Consider the following 16,351-nt stretch of genomic DNA (forward strand, 5'->3'; position numbering starts at 1 on the left):
TCGCATGGCGGAGTGATATCGACCACTCTTCGGTGGGGTCGTTCGTGCGTACGGGGGTGGCACACCGCGATCCGGCGGTGGTTCGAGACTTCGGCGCCGGCTTCCGTTCTTCGATGTTCGCGGTCACGCGCGAGCTTTCCCCGAGTGTCCGTTGCGGCGGGTACTGACCTGCGATGAATCGCTCAGCGTCGCTCAACCGCCCGGAAATCGAACAGTTGAGGCCAGTTTTGCCCCGGGTTAGTGCACTTCAGCCTCGTTGTTGGTAGTACTTGCAGCGGCCGGTGGTCGTCAGCGTCGTGGGCGAGCCACCCGACAGGCCGGGCGACGGGAGAACCGATGAAACCGACTCGAAAAAGGTGGACCCGCGTTATAGCGAGCTGACCTGGGTCGGTACCGTCGCCGCACCGATCAAGAAAACCCACATCACGGAGGACATGGTGGCCCTTCCCCAGCTGACCGAGGAGCAGCGGGCTGCGGCACTCGAAAAGGCGGCTGCCGCCCGTCGCGCCCGCGCTGAGCTCAAGGAGCGCCTCAAGCGCGGTGGGACCAGCCTGGCCGAGGTCTTGGACAGTGCCGACAACGACGAGACCCTCGGCAAGATGAAGGTCTCCGCGCTGTTGGAGGCCCTTCCCGGCGTGGGCAAGGTCCGCGCGCAACAGATCATGGAGCGGCTGGAGATCGCCAGCAGCCGCAGGCTTCGTGGTCTCGGCGAGCGTCAGCGCAAGGCGTTGCTCGCCGAGTTCAACGGGGCGTGATCGACGCGGACGACGGCGTGCTGCCGGGGCGTGCCTCGACGGGTACGCCCCGGCTCACCGTCGTATCCGGACCTTCCGGTGTGGGCAAGTCGAGCGTGCTCGACGAACTGCGGAAGCAGGCACCGGATATCTACTTCAGCGTTTCCGTGACCACCCGTCCCGCCCGTTCCGGGGAGACGGACGGGGTTCACTACCACTTCGTCGACCGGGCCGAGTTCGAACGCATGGTCGCGGCGGGGGAGATGTTGGAGTACGCCCGCTACGCGGGCAACTACTACGGCACTCCTCGTGCGCCGGTCGAGCGTGCGCTCGCTGCGGGCCGTCCAGCCGTGCTGGAGATCGAACTGCAGGGCGCTCGTCAGGTGCGGCGAAGCATGCCCGACGCTCGGCTGGTGATGCTGCTGCCGCCGTCCTGGGACGATCTGGTCCATCGGCTCACCGGGCGGATGACCGAGGACTCCGAGGTGGTGCGGCAGCGCCTGGAAACGGCTCGAGCCGAATTGGCCGCCCGTACCGAGTTCGATGCCACCGTGGTCAACGCCGATGTGCGAAAAGCGGTGGACGAGTTGGTACGATTGATAGTCGGTCCCCCTCCCGGGCAGCCGCTGCCCTCGAACGAACTGCCCTCGAACGATCGGTAGACTTCGCGAGCTCCGCTCGCCTCGGCGACGCCGTGGGGCGGAGCGTTTCACCGGAACGGCCCCTTCGAGTGCCGTGCGGTGGTTCGATACGGTTCCGCGCGCCGGGCCGTGGGGACTCGGACCGACCAATTTGATCGCCGTCGGAGAGCACAGGAGCCACACACGTGAGCATCCCCAACTCGCTGACCGCCTTCCCCGGCGGCCAGTCTTCCAATATCCAGTCCCAGTCGAACAGCGGCGCGGCCGAGGGAATCACCGACCCGCCCATCGACGATCTGCTGCACAACGTCAGCTCCAAGTACGCGCTGGCCATCTTCGCCGCCAAGCGGGCCAGGCAGATCCAGGACTACTACGCCCAACTCGGCGAGGGGCTGCTGGAGTACGTGGGGCCGCTGGTCGAGCCGGGTCCGAGGGAGAAGCCGCTGTCCATCGCGCTCCGCGAGATCCACGCTGGTGTGCTGCAGCACTCCGAGGGCGCGTGAGTGACGAACAGGGGGCGCGTGAGGCGCCCCGCGTCGTTCTCGGTGTGGGCGGTGGCGTCGCCGCCTACAAGGCGTGCGAAGTACTGCGCGGACTGACCGAGAGCGGGCACGACGTTCGGGTGGCTCCCACCGCCGCGGCGTTGCGCTTCGTCGGAGCGGCCACGTTCGAGGCGCTGTCCGGCCATCCGGCGCGAACCGAGGTGTTCGACGACGTGCCCGAGGTGCCCCACGTGCGGCTCGGTCAGCAGGCGGATCTGGTGGTGGTCGCTCCCGCCACCGCCGACCTGCTCGCCCGGGCCGCCAACGGGCTCGCCGACGATCTGCTCACCTCGACGCTGCTCACGGCGCACTGCCCGGTGCTGTTGGTGCCCGCCATGCACACCGAGATGTGGGAGCATCCCGCCACCCGATACAACGTCGAGCTGCTGCGTTCCAGGGGAGTCGTGGTCGCCGAACCGGACAGTGGACGCCTGACCGGGGCAGATTCCGGTAAGGGGCGGCTGCCCGATCCCGGTGAGATCGTCGATCTGTCGCGGTTGCTGCTGGCCGAGCCCACCGGGCTGCCCCGCGACCTGGAGGGGCGCCGTGTCGTCGTATCGGCGGGCGGCACACGTGAACCGCTGGACCCGGTGCGTTACCTGGGCAACCGTTCCAGCGGCAGACAGGGATTCGCCCTGGCGCGGGTCGCGGCGCATCGCGGTGCCGAGGTCACGCTGGTTGCCGCGAACACGGCCGATCTGGTGGTTCCGGCGGGTGTACGGCTGCGACGGGTCGGCACGGCCCGGGAACTCCGGTCCGAACTGCTCGAAGTCGCCGACGGGGCCGACGCGGTGGTGATGTCGGCCGCCGTGGCCGACTTCCGTCCTGCCGAGAGCGCCGAGCACAAGATCAAGAAGAACGAGGGCGAACCGGCCCCGGTCCGACTCGAGCGCAATCCGGACGTGCTGGGGGAGTTGGTCGAGCAGCGATCGAACGGTCGGTTGCGTACCGAGGTGATCGCCGGGTTCGCGGCCGAGACCGGAGACCCGGACACCACGGTGCTGGAGTACGGCCGCAAGAAGCTCGTACGCAAGGGGTGCGACCTGCTGGTGGTCAACGCGGTCGGCGACGGTCGTGCTTTCGAGGTCGAGGACAACGCAGGCTGGCTGCTGGCCTCCTCGGGCGCGGAGCACCCCGTGCCGCACGGCTCCAAGACGTTGCTCGCCGCCAGGGTGTGGGACGCCGTTGTCGAGCAGTTCGCTGCGGCTCCGGATCGCTGAGCCTAGAATTCGTACCGAAACGTTGGAGTACTCGGCCACGTGAACGGGTTCCGTCCCGAACTCTCGAGCCAATGCCCGACGTCACCAGCCGCGCGGTGCGATGAGGTTTGTCGATGGGACCCGACCAGCGTCGATTGTTCAGCAGTGAGTCCGTGACCGAGGGCCACCCGGACAAGATGGCCGACTCGATCAGCGACGCGATCCTGGACGCGATGCTGGCGCAGGACCCGCGTTCGCGTGTGGCCATGGAGACCATGATCACCACGGGCCAGGTGCACCTGGCCGGTGAGGTCACCACCGAGGCTTATGTGGATCTGCCCGCGATCGTGCGGGAGAAGGTCCTGGAGATCGGGTACGACAACTCGGTCAAGGGCTTCGACGGCGATTCCTGCGGCATCAACGTCTCGATCGACGCCCAGTCGCCGGACATCGGTCAGGGTGTCGACACCGCGCACGAGTCCCGTGTCGAGGGTGTCATCGACGAGATCGCCCAGCAGGGTGCCGGTGACCAGGGGATCATGTTCGGCTACGCCTCGAACGAGACTCCGGAGTTGATGCCGCTGCCGATCGCCCTGGCGCACCGGCTCTCCAGGGGACTGGCGCGGGTTCGGCACGACGGCGTGCTTACCCAGCTGCGCCCCGACGGCAAGACCCAGGTCACGGTCGAGTACGCCGGGGACCAGCCGGTCCGGCTGGACACCGTCGTCGTTTCGACCCAGCACTCCGAATCCGTCGATCCGGACGAGGGAGTGGCCGCGGACGTGCGGGAGTACGTGGTCCGCCCCGAGCTCTCCGAACTGGCGTTGGAGGCCACGGACACCATGCTGCTGGTGAATCCGACGGGTCGGTTCGTCACGGGTGGTCCGATGGGTGATTGTGGTCTGACGGGCCGCAAGATCATTGTGGATACCTACGGTGGTATGGCGCGGCACGGTGGTGGCGCGTTCTCGGGTAAGGACCCGTCGAAGGTGGACCGGTCGGCGGCGTACGCGACTCGGTGGGTGGCCAAGAACGCGGTGGCCGCGGGCTTGGCGAACCGGATCGAGGTGCAGACGGCCTACGCGATCGGTAAGGCGGCTCCGGTGGGGCTGTTCGTGGAGACGTTCGGCACCGAGAACGTGGATCCGGTCAAGATTCAGGCGGCGATCAACGAGGTGTTCGACCTGCGTCCGGCGGCGATCATCCGGGATCTGGACCTGCTGCGGCCGATCTACGCGCCGACGGCGGCCTACGGGCACTTCGGGCGTACGGATGTGGACCTGCCCTGGGAACGCACCGACCGGGCCGAGGCGCTCCGCTCGTTGGCCGACCGGTGAACGTTCCGACCGGGACGGTGGTGTCGCCCCACCATTCCCGGCCGGTAGGAGTTCGCTCCCGTCAGCTCGCCCCGATCACCGGGTCAGCCGGTGAAGATCCGCGAGCAGCGCCACTCCCGAGCTGTCGGAGGACGCCGTGCTCGCGGCGTCGCTCACATCGCAGACGGCGTTGACCTGCAGCGTGCCGAGCCGTCGGTCGATCGGATGGACCAGCGGTAGGCCGTTCTCATCCAGTTGCTGGTACTTGGTCAGATTCAGCCCGTAGCTGAGTTGCCGTTTCCCGTCCGCACTGTGCAGTGAAAGCGTGGCCATACCCGGAACCGTGCCCTCGTGGCCCCACATCGTTCCGCACGCGGGTGTTTCGAACCGCATCAGCCCCAGGCCGTACCGCAGGGTAGGGCTGTTCGGAACCGCCACTGTCTCGCGCATCTCCGCGAGTACCGACTCGTCCAGCAGTTCCCCACCAAGCAGCGCGTCGTAGAACCGGTTCAGATCGGTGGGTGTCGAGATCAGTGCTCCGGCCGCACGCAGCGCCGTGGGACTGTAGACACTGTATTCGCCACGCCGGTCCGGCAGGTGGTACAGCGCTTCGTAGGCCTTGCTGTTCGGCCCCGGGATGAACGGGTTGAAGCGGGGGAAGTAGGTGTCCCGCAGCCCGAGCGGGCGAATGATCTCGCGGGTGATGTAGCGCTCCGGCGACTGTCCGGTCACCTCGCGCAGCAGTTCACCGGCGATGATGTAGTTCGTGTTGGAGTAGGACCAGCTCTGCCCGGGCTTGTTGGTGGCGGGTTGTTTCATTCCGGCCGTGATCAGGTCTTCCGGGCTGTGGTAGCGGAACCTGTTCCGCTCCAGATCGGCCAGCGAGCCGCGGGTGAGTGAGTTGAAGATCACCGGAAAGTAGTCCGCGATGCCGCTGGTGTGGTTCAGCAGCATTCGAACCGTGATCCGTTCGCCCCGTTCCCCAGGAAAGAGTTCGGGCAGGTACCGCCCGATGGGGGCGTCCAGCTCGACTCGCCCCGCCGAGACCTGCCGCAGGACGGCGGTGGCGGTGAACGTTTTCGTGACGCTTCCGACCCGATGGCCGAAACCGGCTTCCATGGGGCGATCGGTGTGGGTGTCGGCTACTCCGGCCGCACCGGACCAGGTTTGGCCGTTTCGGCTCGCCGCGGCCTGAATGCCGGGCATACCGGCCTCGTGTACGGCTTCGAGGTTTCTCCGGAGTTCCGCCGAACCAACCTCGGTGGCCCTGTCCGGCGGGCCTGCCGGGGCCGTGTCCGGAGCTGCCACCGCGGGGAGACTGCCCGGCAGCGCCACAGCCGCTGCCACTCCCAGCGCGATCAATCCGCGTCGGAGTCCACTGATTCCGTTCATAACGCTCCTCATCCGTGGGAGATCATTACCGATTGAAACCGATCTCCCACCAATTCCGCAGCGTTATCGCCGAATCACTTTCCGGGAATTCGGAGTTCGTGGCTTGGGTGCGGTGGTAGCGGAACCTCGCGCACGGCTCTCGCTGCGGGTGCCCCGACATCGGGTAGCGACCTACACAACGTCGGGGCCGTCCTCGCGAGAGCCGCACGCGAGAACCCGCGGCGGTGCCGATTGCGTAAGTGGTCGGGGTTCGACTTGCGGGAGTGGTGGGGGTTCGCCACCGCGCCGAAGCAGCCCGGCGATTTCGCGGGAATTTTCCGCTCCCGCACCCCCCGTCCATACGGAATCATGCTGTACACCCGGCTAACCATTGGATCGAGAGGTTCCGCCACCCGACCCCCGTGTCGGGCGTCCGACGGAGTCCTGCCTTCCTAGGCGAAGCCCTGCTGGCGCCATGCTTCGTACGTGGCCACCGCCGCCGAGTTGGCCAGGTTCATCGAACGGATCCCCGGCACCATCGGGATGCGCACCCGGACCGTCTCGGGTTCGGAGGGCAGCACCCCCTCGGGGAGGCCGATCGATTCGGGACCGAACAGCAGCACGTCGTCGGGGCGGTAGTCGATCGTCTCGTACGATCGCTCGGCCTGGACGGTGAACGCGATGATTCTCCTCGGTTCGATCGCTCGCCACGCGGATTCCAGGTCCGGGTGCACGCGCAGCACCGCCTTGTCGTGATAGTCCAGCCCGGCGCGTTTCAGGTCCGCGTCGCCGACCCGGAAACCCAGTGGTTCGATCAGGTGCAGCGCACTGCCCGTGCCCGCGACCATTCGGATCGCGTTTCCGGTGTTTCCGGGAATCTCGGGGTGGTAGAAGACGACGTGGAACACTCGGCTTCCTTTCGGCCCGTCAGCTGGGGAACCGTGGGAGGTGGCGCACGGACGTCGACCGAACGTTCGAACCGGCGCGGCCGTTCGCCCGTCAATACTAGAAGCGCTCCGGTGGCGATCTTCGTTCGGTGGGCGAGCAACGGAGGCGGGTGGGTTGACCGCCCGCGTGGTTCGAAAAGGCCGCCGTGCGGCCGCGAGGGAGACCTGCCTGGAACCGATAGAGTGGCTTGTCGGTCGGTGGCGGTGTCGCGAGGTGGACGTGTCGGAGGTGGACGTGTCGGCAACCGGGGGTGAACGCGCCCGCTCCAAGGGCGGTTCCGGCTCCGGAGCCCGCGGGCGATCAGCCGAGCCCGCCGCCGAGCTGCCGATCGCCCGGGTACTCGTCGACGTGTCACCGCATCACCTCGATCGGCCGTTCGACTATGTGGTGCCGAGCCGTTTCGACACCGAAGCCGTGCCGGGGTGTCGGGTGCGCGTACGGTTCAACGGCCGGTTGCTGGACGGATTCCTGCTGGAGCGGGTCGCCGAGTCGGACTACGCGGGCAGGTTGGCCTGGCTGCAGCGGGTCGTCTCGTCCGAGCCGGTGCTGGTCGGGGAGCTGCTCGAACTGGTCCGCGCGGTCGCCCGGCGTTACGCGGGCACCCTGAACGACGTGGCGCGGTTGGCCGTACCACCGCGACACGCCAGAGTGGAGAACGAAGCCGTCGTGGCCGGGCCGGGCGAGCCGCCGTCGCCGCCCGAGAGCACCTCCTGGTCCCGGTACGGCCACGGCGCGGCGTTCCTGCGCGCGGTGCGGGAGGGAAAACCCGCTCGTGCCGTGTGGCAGGCCCTGCCCGACGAGGACTGGTCGACCAGGCTTGCCGAACTCGCAGCCGCCGCGGCTGCCGAACGGCGCTCGGCGATCCTGGTGGTGCCCGATCACCGCGATCTGACCCGGTTGACGAAGTCCTGTGCCGCGCTGCTCGGTGACCGGGGCGTGGTCTCGCTGTCCTCCGAACTGGGGCAGGCCGAGCGCTACCGCCGCTGGTTGGCCGTGCGACGCGGTAACGCGCGGATCGTGGTGGGTACCCGCGCCGCGATGTTCGCACCGGTGGTGCCGCCGGTGGGACTGGTGGTGGTCTGGGACGACGGCGACGACCAGCACCTCTATCCGACCGCGCCCTACCCGCACGTTCGGGACGTGTTGACCCACCGCGCCCACTCGGCGGGGGCCGCGCTGCTGATCGGCGGATTCGCGCGCACGGCGGAGGCGGAGATGCTGGTCGAGTCCGGCTGGGCGGGCGAGCTGGTGGCGAGTCGGGCCGAGGTGCGTTCCGCCACGCCCCGGGTGACCGCCATCGGTGAGGACGACGCGCAACTCGCCAAGGACCCCACCATCCGCTCCGCCCGGCTTCCCTCGATCGCCTTCCAGGCGGCCCGCCAGGCGTTGCGTGACGGGACGCCGGTGCTGGTGCAGGTCCCGCGGCGGGGGTACATGCCCGCGCTGGGCTGTGCCGGCTGCGGTGAACGCGCCACGTGCCGAAAGTGCGCGGGCCCGCTGGCGATTCCCGCGGGGAGGAGCGATGTCGCGCGACCGCCCTCCTGCCGTTGGTGTGGTGCGGTCGAACACGCTTTCCGGTGCGTGAGTTGTGGAAACGACCGGCTGCGCGCCATCGTGATCGGTGCGGCGCGTACCGCGGAAGAGCTGGGGAAGGCCTTCGGCGGGGTGACCGTGCGGACCTCGGGTGGTAACGAGGTGCTGGATCGAGTTCCCGCCGCTCCCGCGCTGGTGGTCGCCACCCCGGGGGTCGAGCCGGTGGCGGCGGATGGCTATGGCGCGGCGCTGCTGTTGGACGCGCGTGCCATGCTCTCCCGCCCCGAGTTGCGTGCGGGGGAGCAGGCACTTCGCCGTTGGTTCGCCGCCGCGACCCTGGTGCGTTCCGCGGCGCGAGGCGGGCGTGTCGTGGTGCTGGCCGAGTCCGAACTCCCGCCGGTACAGGCTCTGGTGCGCTGGGATCCCTCCTGGTACGCGGCACGGGAACTCGCCGGGCGCGCCGAACTCGGTTATCCCCCCGCCAAGCGGGTGGCCTCCGTGGACGGTGCTCCGGAAGCCGTCAACGAGCTGCTCGACGGTGTCGAGCTGCCCGGCAGCGGCGAGATCCTGGGCCCGGTGCCGTTGGGGGAGGTCGACGTGGCGGGCGAGTCCGAACGCGAGCGGGCCCTGTTGCGGGTCGATCGCGCGCACGGCAGGCTGCTGGCCGACGCGTTGTACGAGGCGCAGGTGAGACGGGGTCGCGGCAGCGGTGGCCCCGTGCGGGTGCAGTTGGATCCGCTCGAACCGATCTAGCATTCCTCGGTAACCGGCTGGGGGTGCTCGCGTGGCGATGGCCGGATGGTGCGGGACTCGTGCTCGTCGCTACTCGCTCGGCTGGTAGCTCTCGGCGCGCTCGGCGTATCGCTGTGCCGGTTTCCGGGAACCGTTCGAGGGGTAGGAGATCACGTCGGGATTTCCGTCGGAGGTGTAGCGCACGGAGGGGTTGTCCGCGAGTTTGTCCAGCCACACCGTCGAGCCGAACTTCGCGGACTCGCCCTCGCCCCCCTGGGAGCGGATCCGGGGAACGTTGAGCGGGTCGAAACGCCGCGTGAACGGTGCCGGGGCGGGCCGGGCGCCGACCAGCAGCACCGCGTCGTGCTCGTACCGGACGCCGTCGGACTCCCCGGAGCGGGCCAGTTCCTCCCTGTCGGGGTGCACCCCGTGCGGTAACGCGATGGTGCTGACCTCCGCGTCGGTGGTCTTCGTGATACGCCGCTGCATCCCGGCGATCTGGTGTTTCACCTCGGACGGCGATTCCGCCGAGAGGGTGGGGTGATCCAGCGTGTGGTTGCCCAGCTCGAAACCGTGTTCCTGCAACCAGCGCAGGCTGCGCGCGACGTCGTCGCCCCCGAAGGGCGGGGTGGTGATGTAGAACGAGGCGGTCGCTCGGAAATCGGGGTGCTGGGCGGCCACTTCGCGCATGATGGCCACGGCGGTGTTCGCCGCTGGTTCTCCCGAGGAGTCGAGCCGGAACTGGCTGGTGGAGGCGTCGTCGAAGGTCAGCACGACCGGGTGGGTTCCCGCGGGCGTGTCGATCCGGCCCGCGGCGTAGTCGGCCGTGGTGATCGGAACGTAGTTCTCCTCGGCCAGCCGCTGTAGTTCGGCCCGGAACGCTTCGGGAGTGCGGTCGTAGACGCTCTGCGGGTCGGGTGTGATCCGGTGATACATCAGGATGGGAATCTTCCCCAGCTCGTTGGCTCCTACCTCGGCGGGCGAGGGTGGCTTCGAGCTGGGCGCCGCACTCGAGGTGGCGGTCGAGGTGGGCGCGGTGGCGCCTCCGTCCGTGTTGGACGAAGCTTGTGAGGAGTCGCCGGTGGCGCAGCCGCTCGCGGCCAGCAGTCCGAGTGCGACGGTCGAGACGAGCAGCGCACGCAGCCGGTTGGACGCCAGATGTCTGGATGACAACCCCATGCCGTTTAATTCCCTCGTAAGTGCCATAGATTTCACACTGTAGAGAAGGGCGGGCCGGTTTTGGTTACTCCATGCCGGTCATTGCTCGAACCCGTATTACCTGCCACCGTGAATCACGACGTTTTGCCGCGATCTGCGAGCGGCACCGCGTCGGCATACCGTGGTGGATCAGATGAGGTGACACGATGGTTGATCCGACGCCAGAAGACAGCGACGAGACCGACAACTCCGAAGCGGGGAACTCCGAAACCGGCGATTCGGACTCCGGAAACCACGAAGAGCACCCGCGTTCCGACTCCGCCGAGGGGCGCGGCAGGCGTGCGTCCTGGACGAAGATCGCGATGACCGTGGGTGGGTTGCTGCTCGTGGTCGGCGGTATCTGGATGGTGAACCTGCTCACCATGCAACGTCCCGCCGTGCGCGGGCTGCCGGATCACCCGCTCACCCCGGCCGCGGTCGCGGACGGTGCGATCCGGGTGGAAACCGACTCCCCGGACGAGGTAACAGCCGATGTGGACGGAAAATCCGTCAGTGTCCGGGTGCGGGACGGTGCGGCTGTGCTGCGGCCGGGCGAATTGCCCGAGGGGGCCCATCAGTTACGGGTGGAGGTTCCCTCCGGAGCGTTGCCCTGGAGCAGGACGCTGCGCAAGAACTTCGAAGTGGACGCCACCGCTCCCGATGTCCTGTTGCCGGAAACGGTCAGTAGTGAATCCTTTTCGGATCCGGTTACCGTTACTGGAAAGGCGAACGGGGCTTCGCGGGTTACTGTCGCCGGGAAACGGGTGCGACTCGACGATTCCGGGAAATTCAGCCACGAATTCGACGAGGCCGCGTCGAGTGTGACCGTGAAAGCGGCCGACCGGGCGGGCAACACCTCCTCGACCGAGGTCAGGATCGAGGTGGATCACCCCGGGATGCGTGCGGTGCACATGACCGGCCTTGCCTGGTCCAGTGACCAACTCCGCGAGCCGGTGCTGCGCATGGCCCGCCAGGGGGTCATCGACACCGTGGAACTGGACATAAAGGACGAGAGCGGTGAGATCCAGTATGACTCCGCGGTTCCGCTGGCCGAGCGGATCGGGGCCGACAAGGGGTACTTCGATGCTCGTAAGGCCATCGATCGGCTGCACGGCATGGGTGTGCGAGTGGTCGGCAGGCTGGTGGCCTTCAAGGACCCCATCCTCGCCGAGGCCTCCTGGAAGTCCGGCAACCGCGACCGGGTCGTCCGCACCGCGGCGGGTGGCCCCTACAACGGTGGTTACGGCGACTACTCCTTCACCAATTTCGCGAATCCCGCGGTGCGCGACTACAACATCGACGTCGCCGCCGAAGCGGCCCGGCTCGGATTCGACGACATCCTCTACGACTACGTGCGCAGGCCGGACGGCGACCGCGGCGGAATGCGTTTCGCCGGGTTGGAGAAAACGCCCTCGGAGAGCATCGCCGGATTTCTCCGGCAGACCCGCGAACGACTGCGCGAACACGACGCCTATCTCGGCGCCTCGGTGTTCGGCATCACCGTGACCAGGCCGGAGTCGGTGGGCCAGAACATTCCGAAGATCGCGGAACACGTCGATTACGTGTCTCCGATGATCTATCCCTCGCATTGGGGTCCGGGTGAGTACGGTGTCGCCGATCCCAACAACGAACCCTACAAAATCGTTAACCGTTCGTTGCGGGACTGGCTCGGCACGACGGAGGGAACCGGGTCCCAGGTGATTCCCTGGTTGCAGGACTTCAGTCTCGGGGTGCACTACGGTCCCGGGAAGGTGTCGGCCCAGATCGATGCGGCCAAGAACAACGGCATCGATTCCTTCCTGCTGTGGTCGCCGACCTGTGACTACACCGCGGCGGCCCTGTCGGCCGGTCCCTGACTCGGCTTTTTCGAGCGGGCTCCGCGAGAGGACGTTGCTCTCGTGACACCGTGACCGTCCGGGCGGACCGGGGCCGAACGCGGCTCCGGGAGCGCCTGGACGGTTCGGTGCCGCCGAACTCCACGGACGGCCGTTAGACTGAATCCGGCACCCCACGATCCTGGAGAGCACGCGTGAGCGTCCGGCCGATCCGGTTGCTCGGGGACCCCGTGCTGCGCGGTGGCTCCGCCGAGGTCGTCGACTTCGACAGCAGGCTGCGCGCGCTCGTACGCGATCTCTGGGACACGATGGAGAGCCACGGTGGTGCCGGGCTGGCCGCCCCTCAAGTGGGTGAACCGGTTCGGGTGTTCGCCTATCACTGCGCCGGTTACGCCGGGCATCTGGTGAATCCCTCGCTGCGTCCGCTCGACGAACAGCCGAACGAGGGGCCCGAAGGGTGTCTGTCCGTTCCGGAGGTCGATCGGCTGTGCCCGCGGTACCGCACCGTGCTCATCCGGGGCTGGAACATGCACGGCGAACCCGTCGAAGTCGTCGGTTCGGACCTGCTGGCGCGCTGTCTGCAGCACGAAACCGATCATCTCGACGGGTTGATCTTCCTCGACCGGCTCGACGAGAGTTCCGCCGGTCCGACCCGGCCCGAACCACCACAGTCCCGACCTACCCAGCACGACCCGGCCCAGCTCCACCCCGCAGAGCAAACCAGGGGAGATCGCTCGTTCGAGCGCGTCCGGCCGGTGGCGGAGCAGGACCCGTACTCGTCCTTCGGAGGAACACACTAGACATGCGCGTGGTATTCGCGGGCACTCCCGAACCAGCCGTGCCCGCACTTCGCCGACTGCTCGACTCGCGGCACGAGGTCGCGGCGGTGGTTACCAGACCCGACGCTCCCGCCGGGCGCGGACGCAGGCTGGTCCCCTCGCCGGTGCGCGAGTGCGCCGAGCGGCACGGCATCGAGGTGTTGACCCCCTCGCGGGCCTCGGACCCGGAGTTCCTGCGACGACTCTCCGAACTGGAGCCCGACTGCTGCCCGGTGGTGGCCTACGGAGCGCTGCTGCGGCAGGAGGCGCTCGACATCCCCCGGCACGGCTGGATCAACCTGCACTTCTCGCTGCTGCCCGCCTGGCGCGGCGCGGCACCGGTACCCGCCTCGATCAGGTACGGCGATGACATCACCGGTGCCAGCACGTTCCGGATCGTGCCCGAGCTCGACGCCGGGCCGGTTTTCGGCGTGGTCACCGAAGGGATCGCTTCCGACGACACCGCCGGTTCGCTGCTCGACCGGTTGGCCGTGTCCGGTGCCGAGCTGCTCGTGGCGACCCTCGACGCCGTCGAGGACGGGACCGCGCATGCCGAACCGCAACCGGCCGACGGGATCACCTACGCCCCCAAGATCACTTCCGAACAGGCCAAGGTCGATTTCGGGATGCCCGCCCAGGCCGTGGACCGGGTGATTCGTTCGGTGAGCCCCGATCCGGGGGCCTGGGCCTGGTTGGCGGAACACCGGCTCAAACTGGGACCGGTTACCGTGGTCGAGGCCGACTCCCCGGAACTGCGTGCGCTGCGACCGGGCGAGCTCCTCGTACAGCGCAAGCGAGTGCTGGTGGGCACAGCCACCGATCCCGTCCGGCTCGGTGAGGTGCAGGCCATCGGCAAGAAGCGCATGCCCGCCACCGACTGGGCACGCGGTGTGCATATCGAACAAGGAACCGTGCTGAAGTGAACCGCAAGCGTCCTGGTGCCAACTCCCGCCCGAAGAACTCCCGGCCGCCGAACCGGCGCGCCGAGCGGGCGAAACCGCCGACCGACGATCCCGCCCGCACGGCGGCGCTGGAGACACTGCGCGCAGTGCGGGAACGCGACGCCTACGCCAACCTCGTGCTGCCCGGGCTGTTACGGCAGTACCGGGTCAGCGGCAGGGACGCGGGACTGGCCACCGAACTCGCCTATGGGTCGGCCAGGGCACAGGGCCTGCTGGACGCGGTCATCGCCGAGTGCAGCGACCGCGCGCTGGACGAAGTGGATCCGCTGCTGCTGGACGCTCTCCGACTCGGCACCTACCAGATGCTGCGTACCCGCATCCCGGGTCACGCGGCCGTCGCGTCGACGGTCGACCTGGTGCGCGGCAATCGCGGTTCCAGACTGGCCGGTTTCGCCAACGCGGTGCTGCGCCGGGTCGGGGAACGCACGGAGTCGGAGTGGGTCGAACTGCTGGCTCCGGACCCGGAGTCCGACCCCGTGGGCCACACGGCGTTCCGCAACGCCCATCCCCGCTGGATCGCGCAGGCGTTCGCCGAGGCGCTGGACGACACCGGCGCGGAACTCGACGCCGCGTTGGCCGCCGACGACGCCCGCCCCGCCGTGCACCTCACGGCCCGGCCCGGCGAGATCAGCGCGGACGAGCTGGCCGCGATCACCGGCGGTGACCCCGCCCCTTACTCGCCCTACGGCGTCCATCTCGAAGCGGGTTCGGGCGATCCCGGGGAACTGGAACCCGTCCAGGAGGGCTTCGCCGCGGTGCAGGACGAGGGCAGCCAGCTCGCGGCGTTGGCGCTGACCAATGTCGATCTGGAGGGCCGGGACACCCGGTGGCTGGATCTGTGTGCCGGTCCGGGTGGCAAGGCGAACCTGCTGGGCGCGCTGGTCACCCTGGACGGCGGAACGCTCGACGCGGTCGAACAGGCCGAGCATCGTGCCGAGCTGGTCAAATCGGCCACGCGGGGGCTGTCGGTGAAGGTGCGCGTCGCGGACGGGCGTGATCCCGGCCTGTCCGGGACCTACGACCGGGTTCTGGTGGACGCGCCCTGCACCGGGCTGGGGGCACTGCGGCGCAGGCCCGAGGCGCGGTGGCGCAGACAGCCCGAGGACGTCGCCGATCTCGTGCGGTTGCAGCGCGAACTGCTGTCCGCCGCGGTGCGCCGCACCAGGTCCGGCGGGGTGGTGGCCTACGTCGTCTGCTCCCCGCATCCGGCGGAGACGACCGGTGTGGTCTCCGAGGTCGTCGCCGAGACCGGCGTGCGCCAGCTGGATGCCAGGCCGTGCTTCCCCGATGTCCCGCTGCTGGGGGACGGACCGTCCGTGCAACTGTGGCCGCACCGGCACGGCACGGACGCGATGTTCTGCGCGCTGCTGCGGGTCTGACCGTTCCTCGTTTTGGCAGCGGAGTCCGTGTATTCGCAGCCGAGCAACCGCTACGGAAGGTGGTTATGTCCTCCAGTCCCGTCGAGGTCACCCGAACAGGTGCGTCCACGTTCACCGCGACCAACGATCGCGGCGGCACCGTCGAGATCGCGGCCGGTGGCATGCCGGACGCGTTCACGCCGGGGGAGTTGTTGCTGGCCGCCATCGCCGGGTGCGCCCAACTCACCGGGCAGAACCTGCTGGTGCGGCGGCTCGGTGACGAGGCGCCGATCACCGCCCGGGCGGAGCGCACGGTCAGCGACCAGGACCCCGCGACCTTCGAGTCGGTGGGGGTTTCCTTCGAGGTGGATCTGTCGGGGATCGTCGACGAGTCCGAGCGGACGAAACTGGTCGAAGCCGTGCAACGCGCCATCGGCCGTCACTGCACGGTCAGTCGCAGTGTCGAGCGCGGTACTCCGATAACCTTCACGCTGCCGGGCTGACCACTCGCCGGCCGACCGGCCGCCGATCCGATCGGTGCTCGGCCCGGCGGTCGAGCTCTCCCCGGCCGGATACGGTTGGCGAGCCGGTGTGGTCCCGGTGTGGACGACGTTCGTAACCGGGCGCGGAGCGGAAGACGGGCGATGGAGTCAGTGACGAGGTTGGACGAGTACCGGAACTGGTTGGCCGCCGCCGTGGAACAGGCCCGTGCCGGGGAGGCGGCGGGTGGCATACCGATCGGAGCGGTACTGGTCGGCGAGCACGGCGACATCCTGGGGCGCGGTCACAACCGGCGGGTGCAGGACGACGATCCCACCGCCCACGCGGAGACCACGGCCTTCCGAGCCGCTGGCAGGCACCGAGGTTACGGCGCCACGACGATGGTGACGACGCTGTCGCCGTGCTGGTTCTGCAGTGGGCTGGTGCGGCAGTTCGGCATCGGCCGGATCGTCATCGGTGAGGCGCGTAACTTCTACGGTGGTCACGAGTGGTTGGCCGAGTGCGGCGTGGAGGTCATCCTGCTCGACGACGCCGAGTGCGTGCGCCTGATGGCCGACTTCATCGAACGGTCCCCGCGGCTGTGGTACGAGGACGTGGGCAGCTGAGGCCCACCGCCACACTGCCTTGCCCGCTTATCCGGCCGTCCTTACCTCGCCGTCACCGT

At 68.5% G+C, this 16,351-nt stretch carries 15 protein-coding genes; 12 read left to right on the top strand and 3 right to left on the bottom strand.

Annotated features, from left to right (window positions below):
* The first annotated feature begins 437 nt into the window (after window positions 1–437).
* The 5 genes from mihF (at window position 438) to metK (ending at window position 4,453) form a co-directional block, all read left to right on the top strand.
* A complete protein-coding gene (gene mihF / locus ACOQFL_RS01405) occupies window positions 438–755 on the top strand; it encodes an integration host factor, actinobacterial type (RefSeq protein WP_092628730.1) in 318 nt (105 codons plus the stop codon).
* Entirely contained in the window at window positions 752–1,396 is a 645-nt protein-coding gene (gmk, locus tag ACOQFL_RS01410; protein WP_435542245.1) for a guanylate kinase, read from the top strand. The genes mihF and gmk overlap by 4 nt, the downstream gene beginning before the upstream one ends.
* 215 nt (window positions 1,397–1,611) lie before the next feature.
* The gene (rpoZ, locus tag ACOQFL_RS01415) at window positions 1,612–1,878 is read left to right on the top strand and encodes a DNA-directed RNA polymerase subunit omega (protein WP_435542458.1); all 267 of its coding nucleotides are present in this window, start codon (window positions 1,612–1,614) and stop codon (window positions 1,876–1,878) included.
* Window positions 1,875–3,137: a bifunctional phosphopantothenoylcysteine decarboxylase/phosphopantothenate--cysteine ligase CoaBC gene (coaBC, locus tag ACOQFL_RS01420; RefSeq protein ID WP_435542246.1), complete on the top strand. Its 1,263-nt coding sequence runs from the start codon at window positions 1,875–1,877 to the stop codon at window positions 3,135–3,137. Before rpoZ ends, coaBC begins: the two co-directional genes overlap by 4 nt.
* Window positions 3,138–3,250: 113 nt before the next feature.
* On the top strand, window positions 3,251–4,453 hold the full coding sequence (gene metK, locus ACOQFL_RS01425) for a methionine adenosyltransferase (RefSeq protein ID WP_435542247.1): 1,203 nt from the start codon (window positions 3,251–3,253) through the stop codon (window positions 4,451–4,453).
* Between the two features lie 75 nt (window positions 4,454–4,528).
* Here the strand turns inward: metK and ACOQFL_RS01430 are convergent, their stop codons facing one another.
* Both ACOQFL_RS01430 and ACOQFL_RS01435 read right to left on the bottom strand, forming a co-directional pair.
* Window positions 4,529–5,824, bottom strand: coding sequence for a serine hydrolase domain-containing protein (locus tag ACOQFL_RS01430; protein WP_435542248.1), 1,296 nt, complete (start codon window positions 5,822–5,824; stop codon window positions 4,529–4,531).
* Window positions 5,825–6,255: 431 nt separating this feature from the next.
* Window positions 6,256–6,711, bottom strand: coding sequence for a tRNA (cytidine(34)-2'-O)-methyltransferase (locus tag ACOQFL_RS01435; RefSeq protein ID WP_435542249.1), 456 nt, complete (start codon window positions 6,709–6,711; stop codon window positions 6,256–6,258).
* Between the two features lie 259 nt (window positions 6,712–6,970).
* Here ACOQFL_RS01435 and ACOQFL_RS01440 point away from each other — a divergent pair, with 259 nt between their 5' ends.
* Complete coding sequence (locus ACOQFL_RS01440) at window positions 6,971–9,037, top strand: primosomal protein N' (RefSeq protein ID WP_435542459.1); 2,067 nt, start codon at window positions 6,971–6,973, stop codon at window positions 9,035–9,037.
* 69 nt (window positions 9,038–9,106) lie between these two features.
* Here the strand turns inward: ACOQFL_RS01440 and ACOQFL_RS01445 are convergent, their stop codons facing one another.
* On the bottom strand, window positions 9,107–10,195 hold the full coding sequence (locus ACOQFL_RS01445) for a polysaccharide deacetylase family protein (RefSeq protein ID WP_435542250.1): 1,089 nt from the start codon (window positions 10,193–10,195) through the stop codon (window positions 9,107–9,109).
* 185 nt (window positions 10,196–10,380) lie between these two features.
* Here ACOQFL_RS01445 and ACOQFL_RS01450 point away from each other — a divergent pair, with 185 nt between their 5' ends.
* From ACOQFL_RS01450 to ACOQFL_RS01475, 6 genes are all read left to right on the top strand, one after another.
* The gene (locus tag ACOQFL_RS01450; protein ID WP_435542251.1) at window positions 10,381–12,069 is read left to right on the top strand and encodes a putative glycoside hydrolase; all 1,689 of its coding nucleotides are present in this window, start codon (window positions 10,381–10,383) and stop codon (window positions 12,067–12,069) included.
* A gap of 173 nt (window positions 12,070–12,242) precedes the next feature.
* Window positions 12,243–12,848 (top strand): peptide deformylase, encoded by a 606-nt coding sequence (gene def, locus ACOQFL_RS01455; protein WP_435542252.1) that lies wholly within the window; start codon window positions 12,243–12,245, stop codon window positions 12,846–12,848.
* 2 nt (window positions 12,849–12,850) lie between these two features.
* Window positions 12,851–13,789, top strand: a complete 939-nt coding sequence (fmt, locus tag ACOQFL_RS01460) for a methionyl-tRNA formyltransferase (protein WP_435542253.1) — start codon at window positions 12,851–12,853, stop codon at window positions 13,787–13,789.
* Entirely contained in the window at window positions 13,786–15,207 is a 1,422-nt protein-coding gene (locus tag ACOQFL_RS01465; RefSeq protein ID WP_435542254.1) for an RsmB/NOP family class I SAM-dependent RNA methyltransferase, read from the top strand. Before fmt ends, ACOQFL_RS01465 begins: the two co-directional genes overlap by 4 nt.
* A gap of 65 nt (window positions 15,208–15,272) precedes the next feature.
* Complete coding sequence (locus tag ACOQFL_RS01470) at window positions 15,273–15,689, top strand: OsmC family protein (RefSeq protein ID WP_435542255.1); 417 nt, start codon at window positions 15,273–15,275, stop codon at window positions 15,687–15,689.
* 141 nt (window positions 15,690–15,830) lie between these two features.
* On the top strand, window positions 15,831–16,292 hold the full coding sequence (locus tag ACOQFL_RS01475) for a nucleoside deaminase (RefSeq protein ID WP_435542256.1): 462 nt from the start codon (window positions 15,831–15,833) through the stop codon (window positions 16,290–16,292).
* The last annotated feature ends 59 nt before the right edge of the window (window positions 16,293–16,351 follow it).

This window comes from Actinopolyspora sabaoui (assembly GCF_051225635.1).
In the GTDB taxonomy this organism is placed as follows: domain Bacteria; phylum Actinomycetota; class Actinomycetes; order Mycobacteriales; family Pseudonocardiaceae; genus Actinopolyspora.

Coding starts and splice junctions, on each gene's coding strand:
- metK (WP_435542247.1), top strand. CDS start 3,251: ATGGGACCCGACCAGCGTCGATTGTTCAGCAGTGAGTCCGTGACCGAG.
- ACOQFL_RS01430 (WP_435542248.1), bottom strand. CDS start 5,824: ATGAACGGAATCAGTGGACTCCGACGCGGATTGATCGCGCTGGGAGTG.
- ACOQFL_RS01445 (WP_435542250.1), bottom strand. CDS start 10,195: ATGGGGTTGTCATCCAGACATCTGGCGTCCAACCGGCTGCGTGCGCTG.
- ACOQFL_RS01450 (WP_435542251.1), top strand. CDS start 10,381: ATGGTTGATCCGACGCCAGAAGACAGCGACGAGACCGACAACTCCGAA.
- fmt (WP_435542253.1), top strand. CDS start 12,851: ATGCGCGTGGTATTCGCGGGCACTCCCGAACCAGCCGTGCCCGCACTT.
- ACOQFL_RS01470 (WP_435542255.1), top strand. CDS start 15,273: ATGTCCTCCAGTCCCGTCGAGGTCACCCGAACAGGTGCGTCCACGTTC.
- ACOQFL_RS01475 (WP_435542256.1), top strand. CDS start 15,831: ATGGAGTCAGTGACGAGGTTGGACGAGTACCGGAACTGGTTGGCCGCC.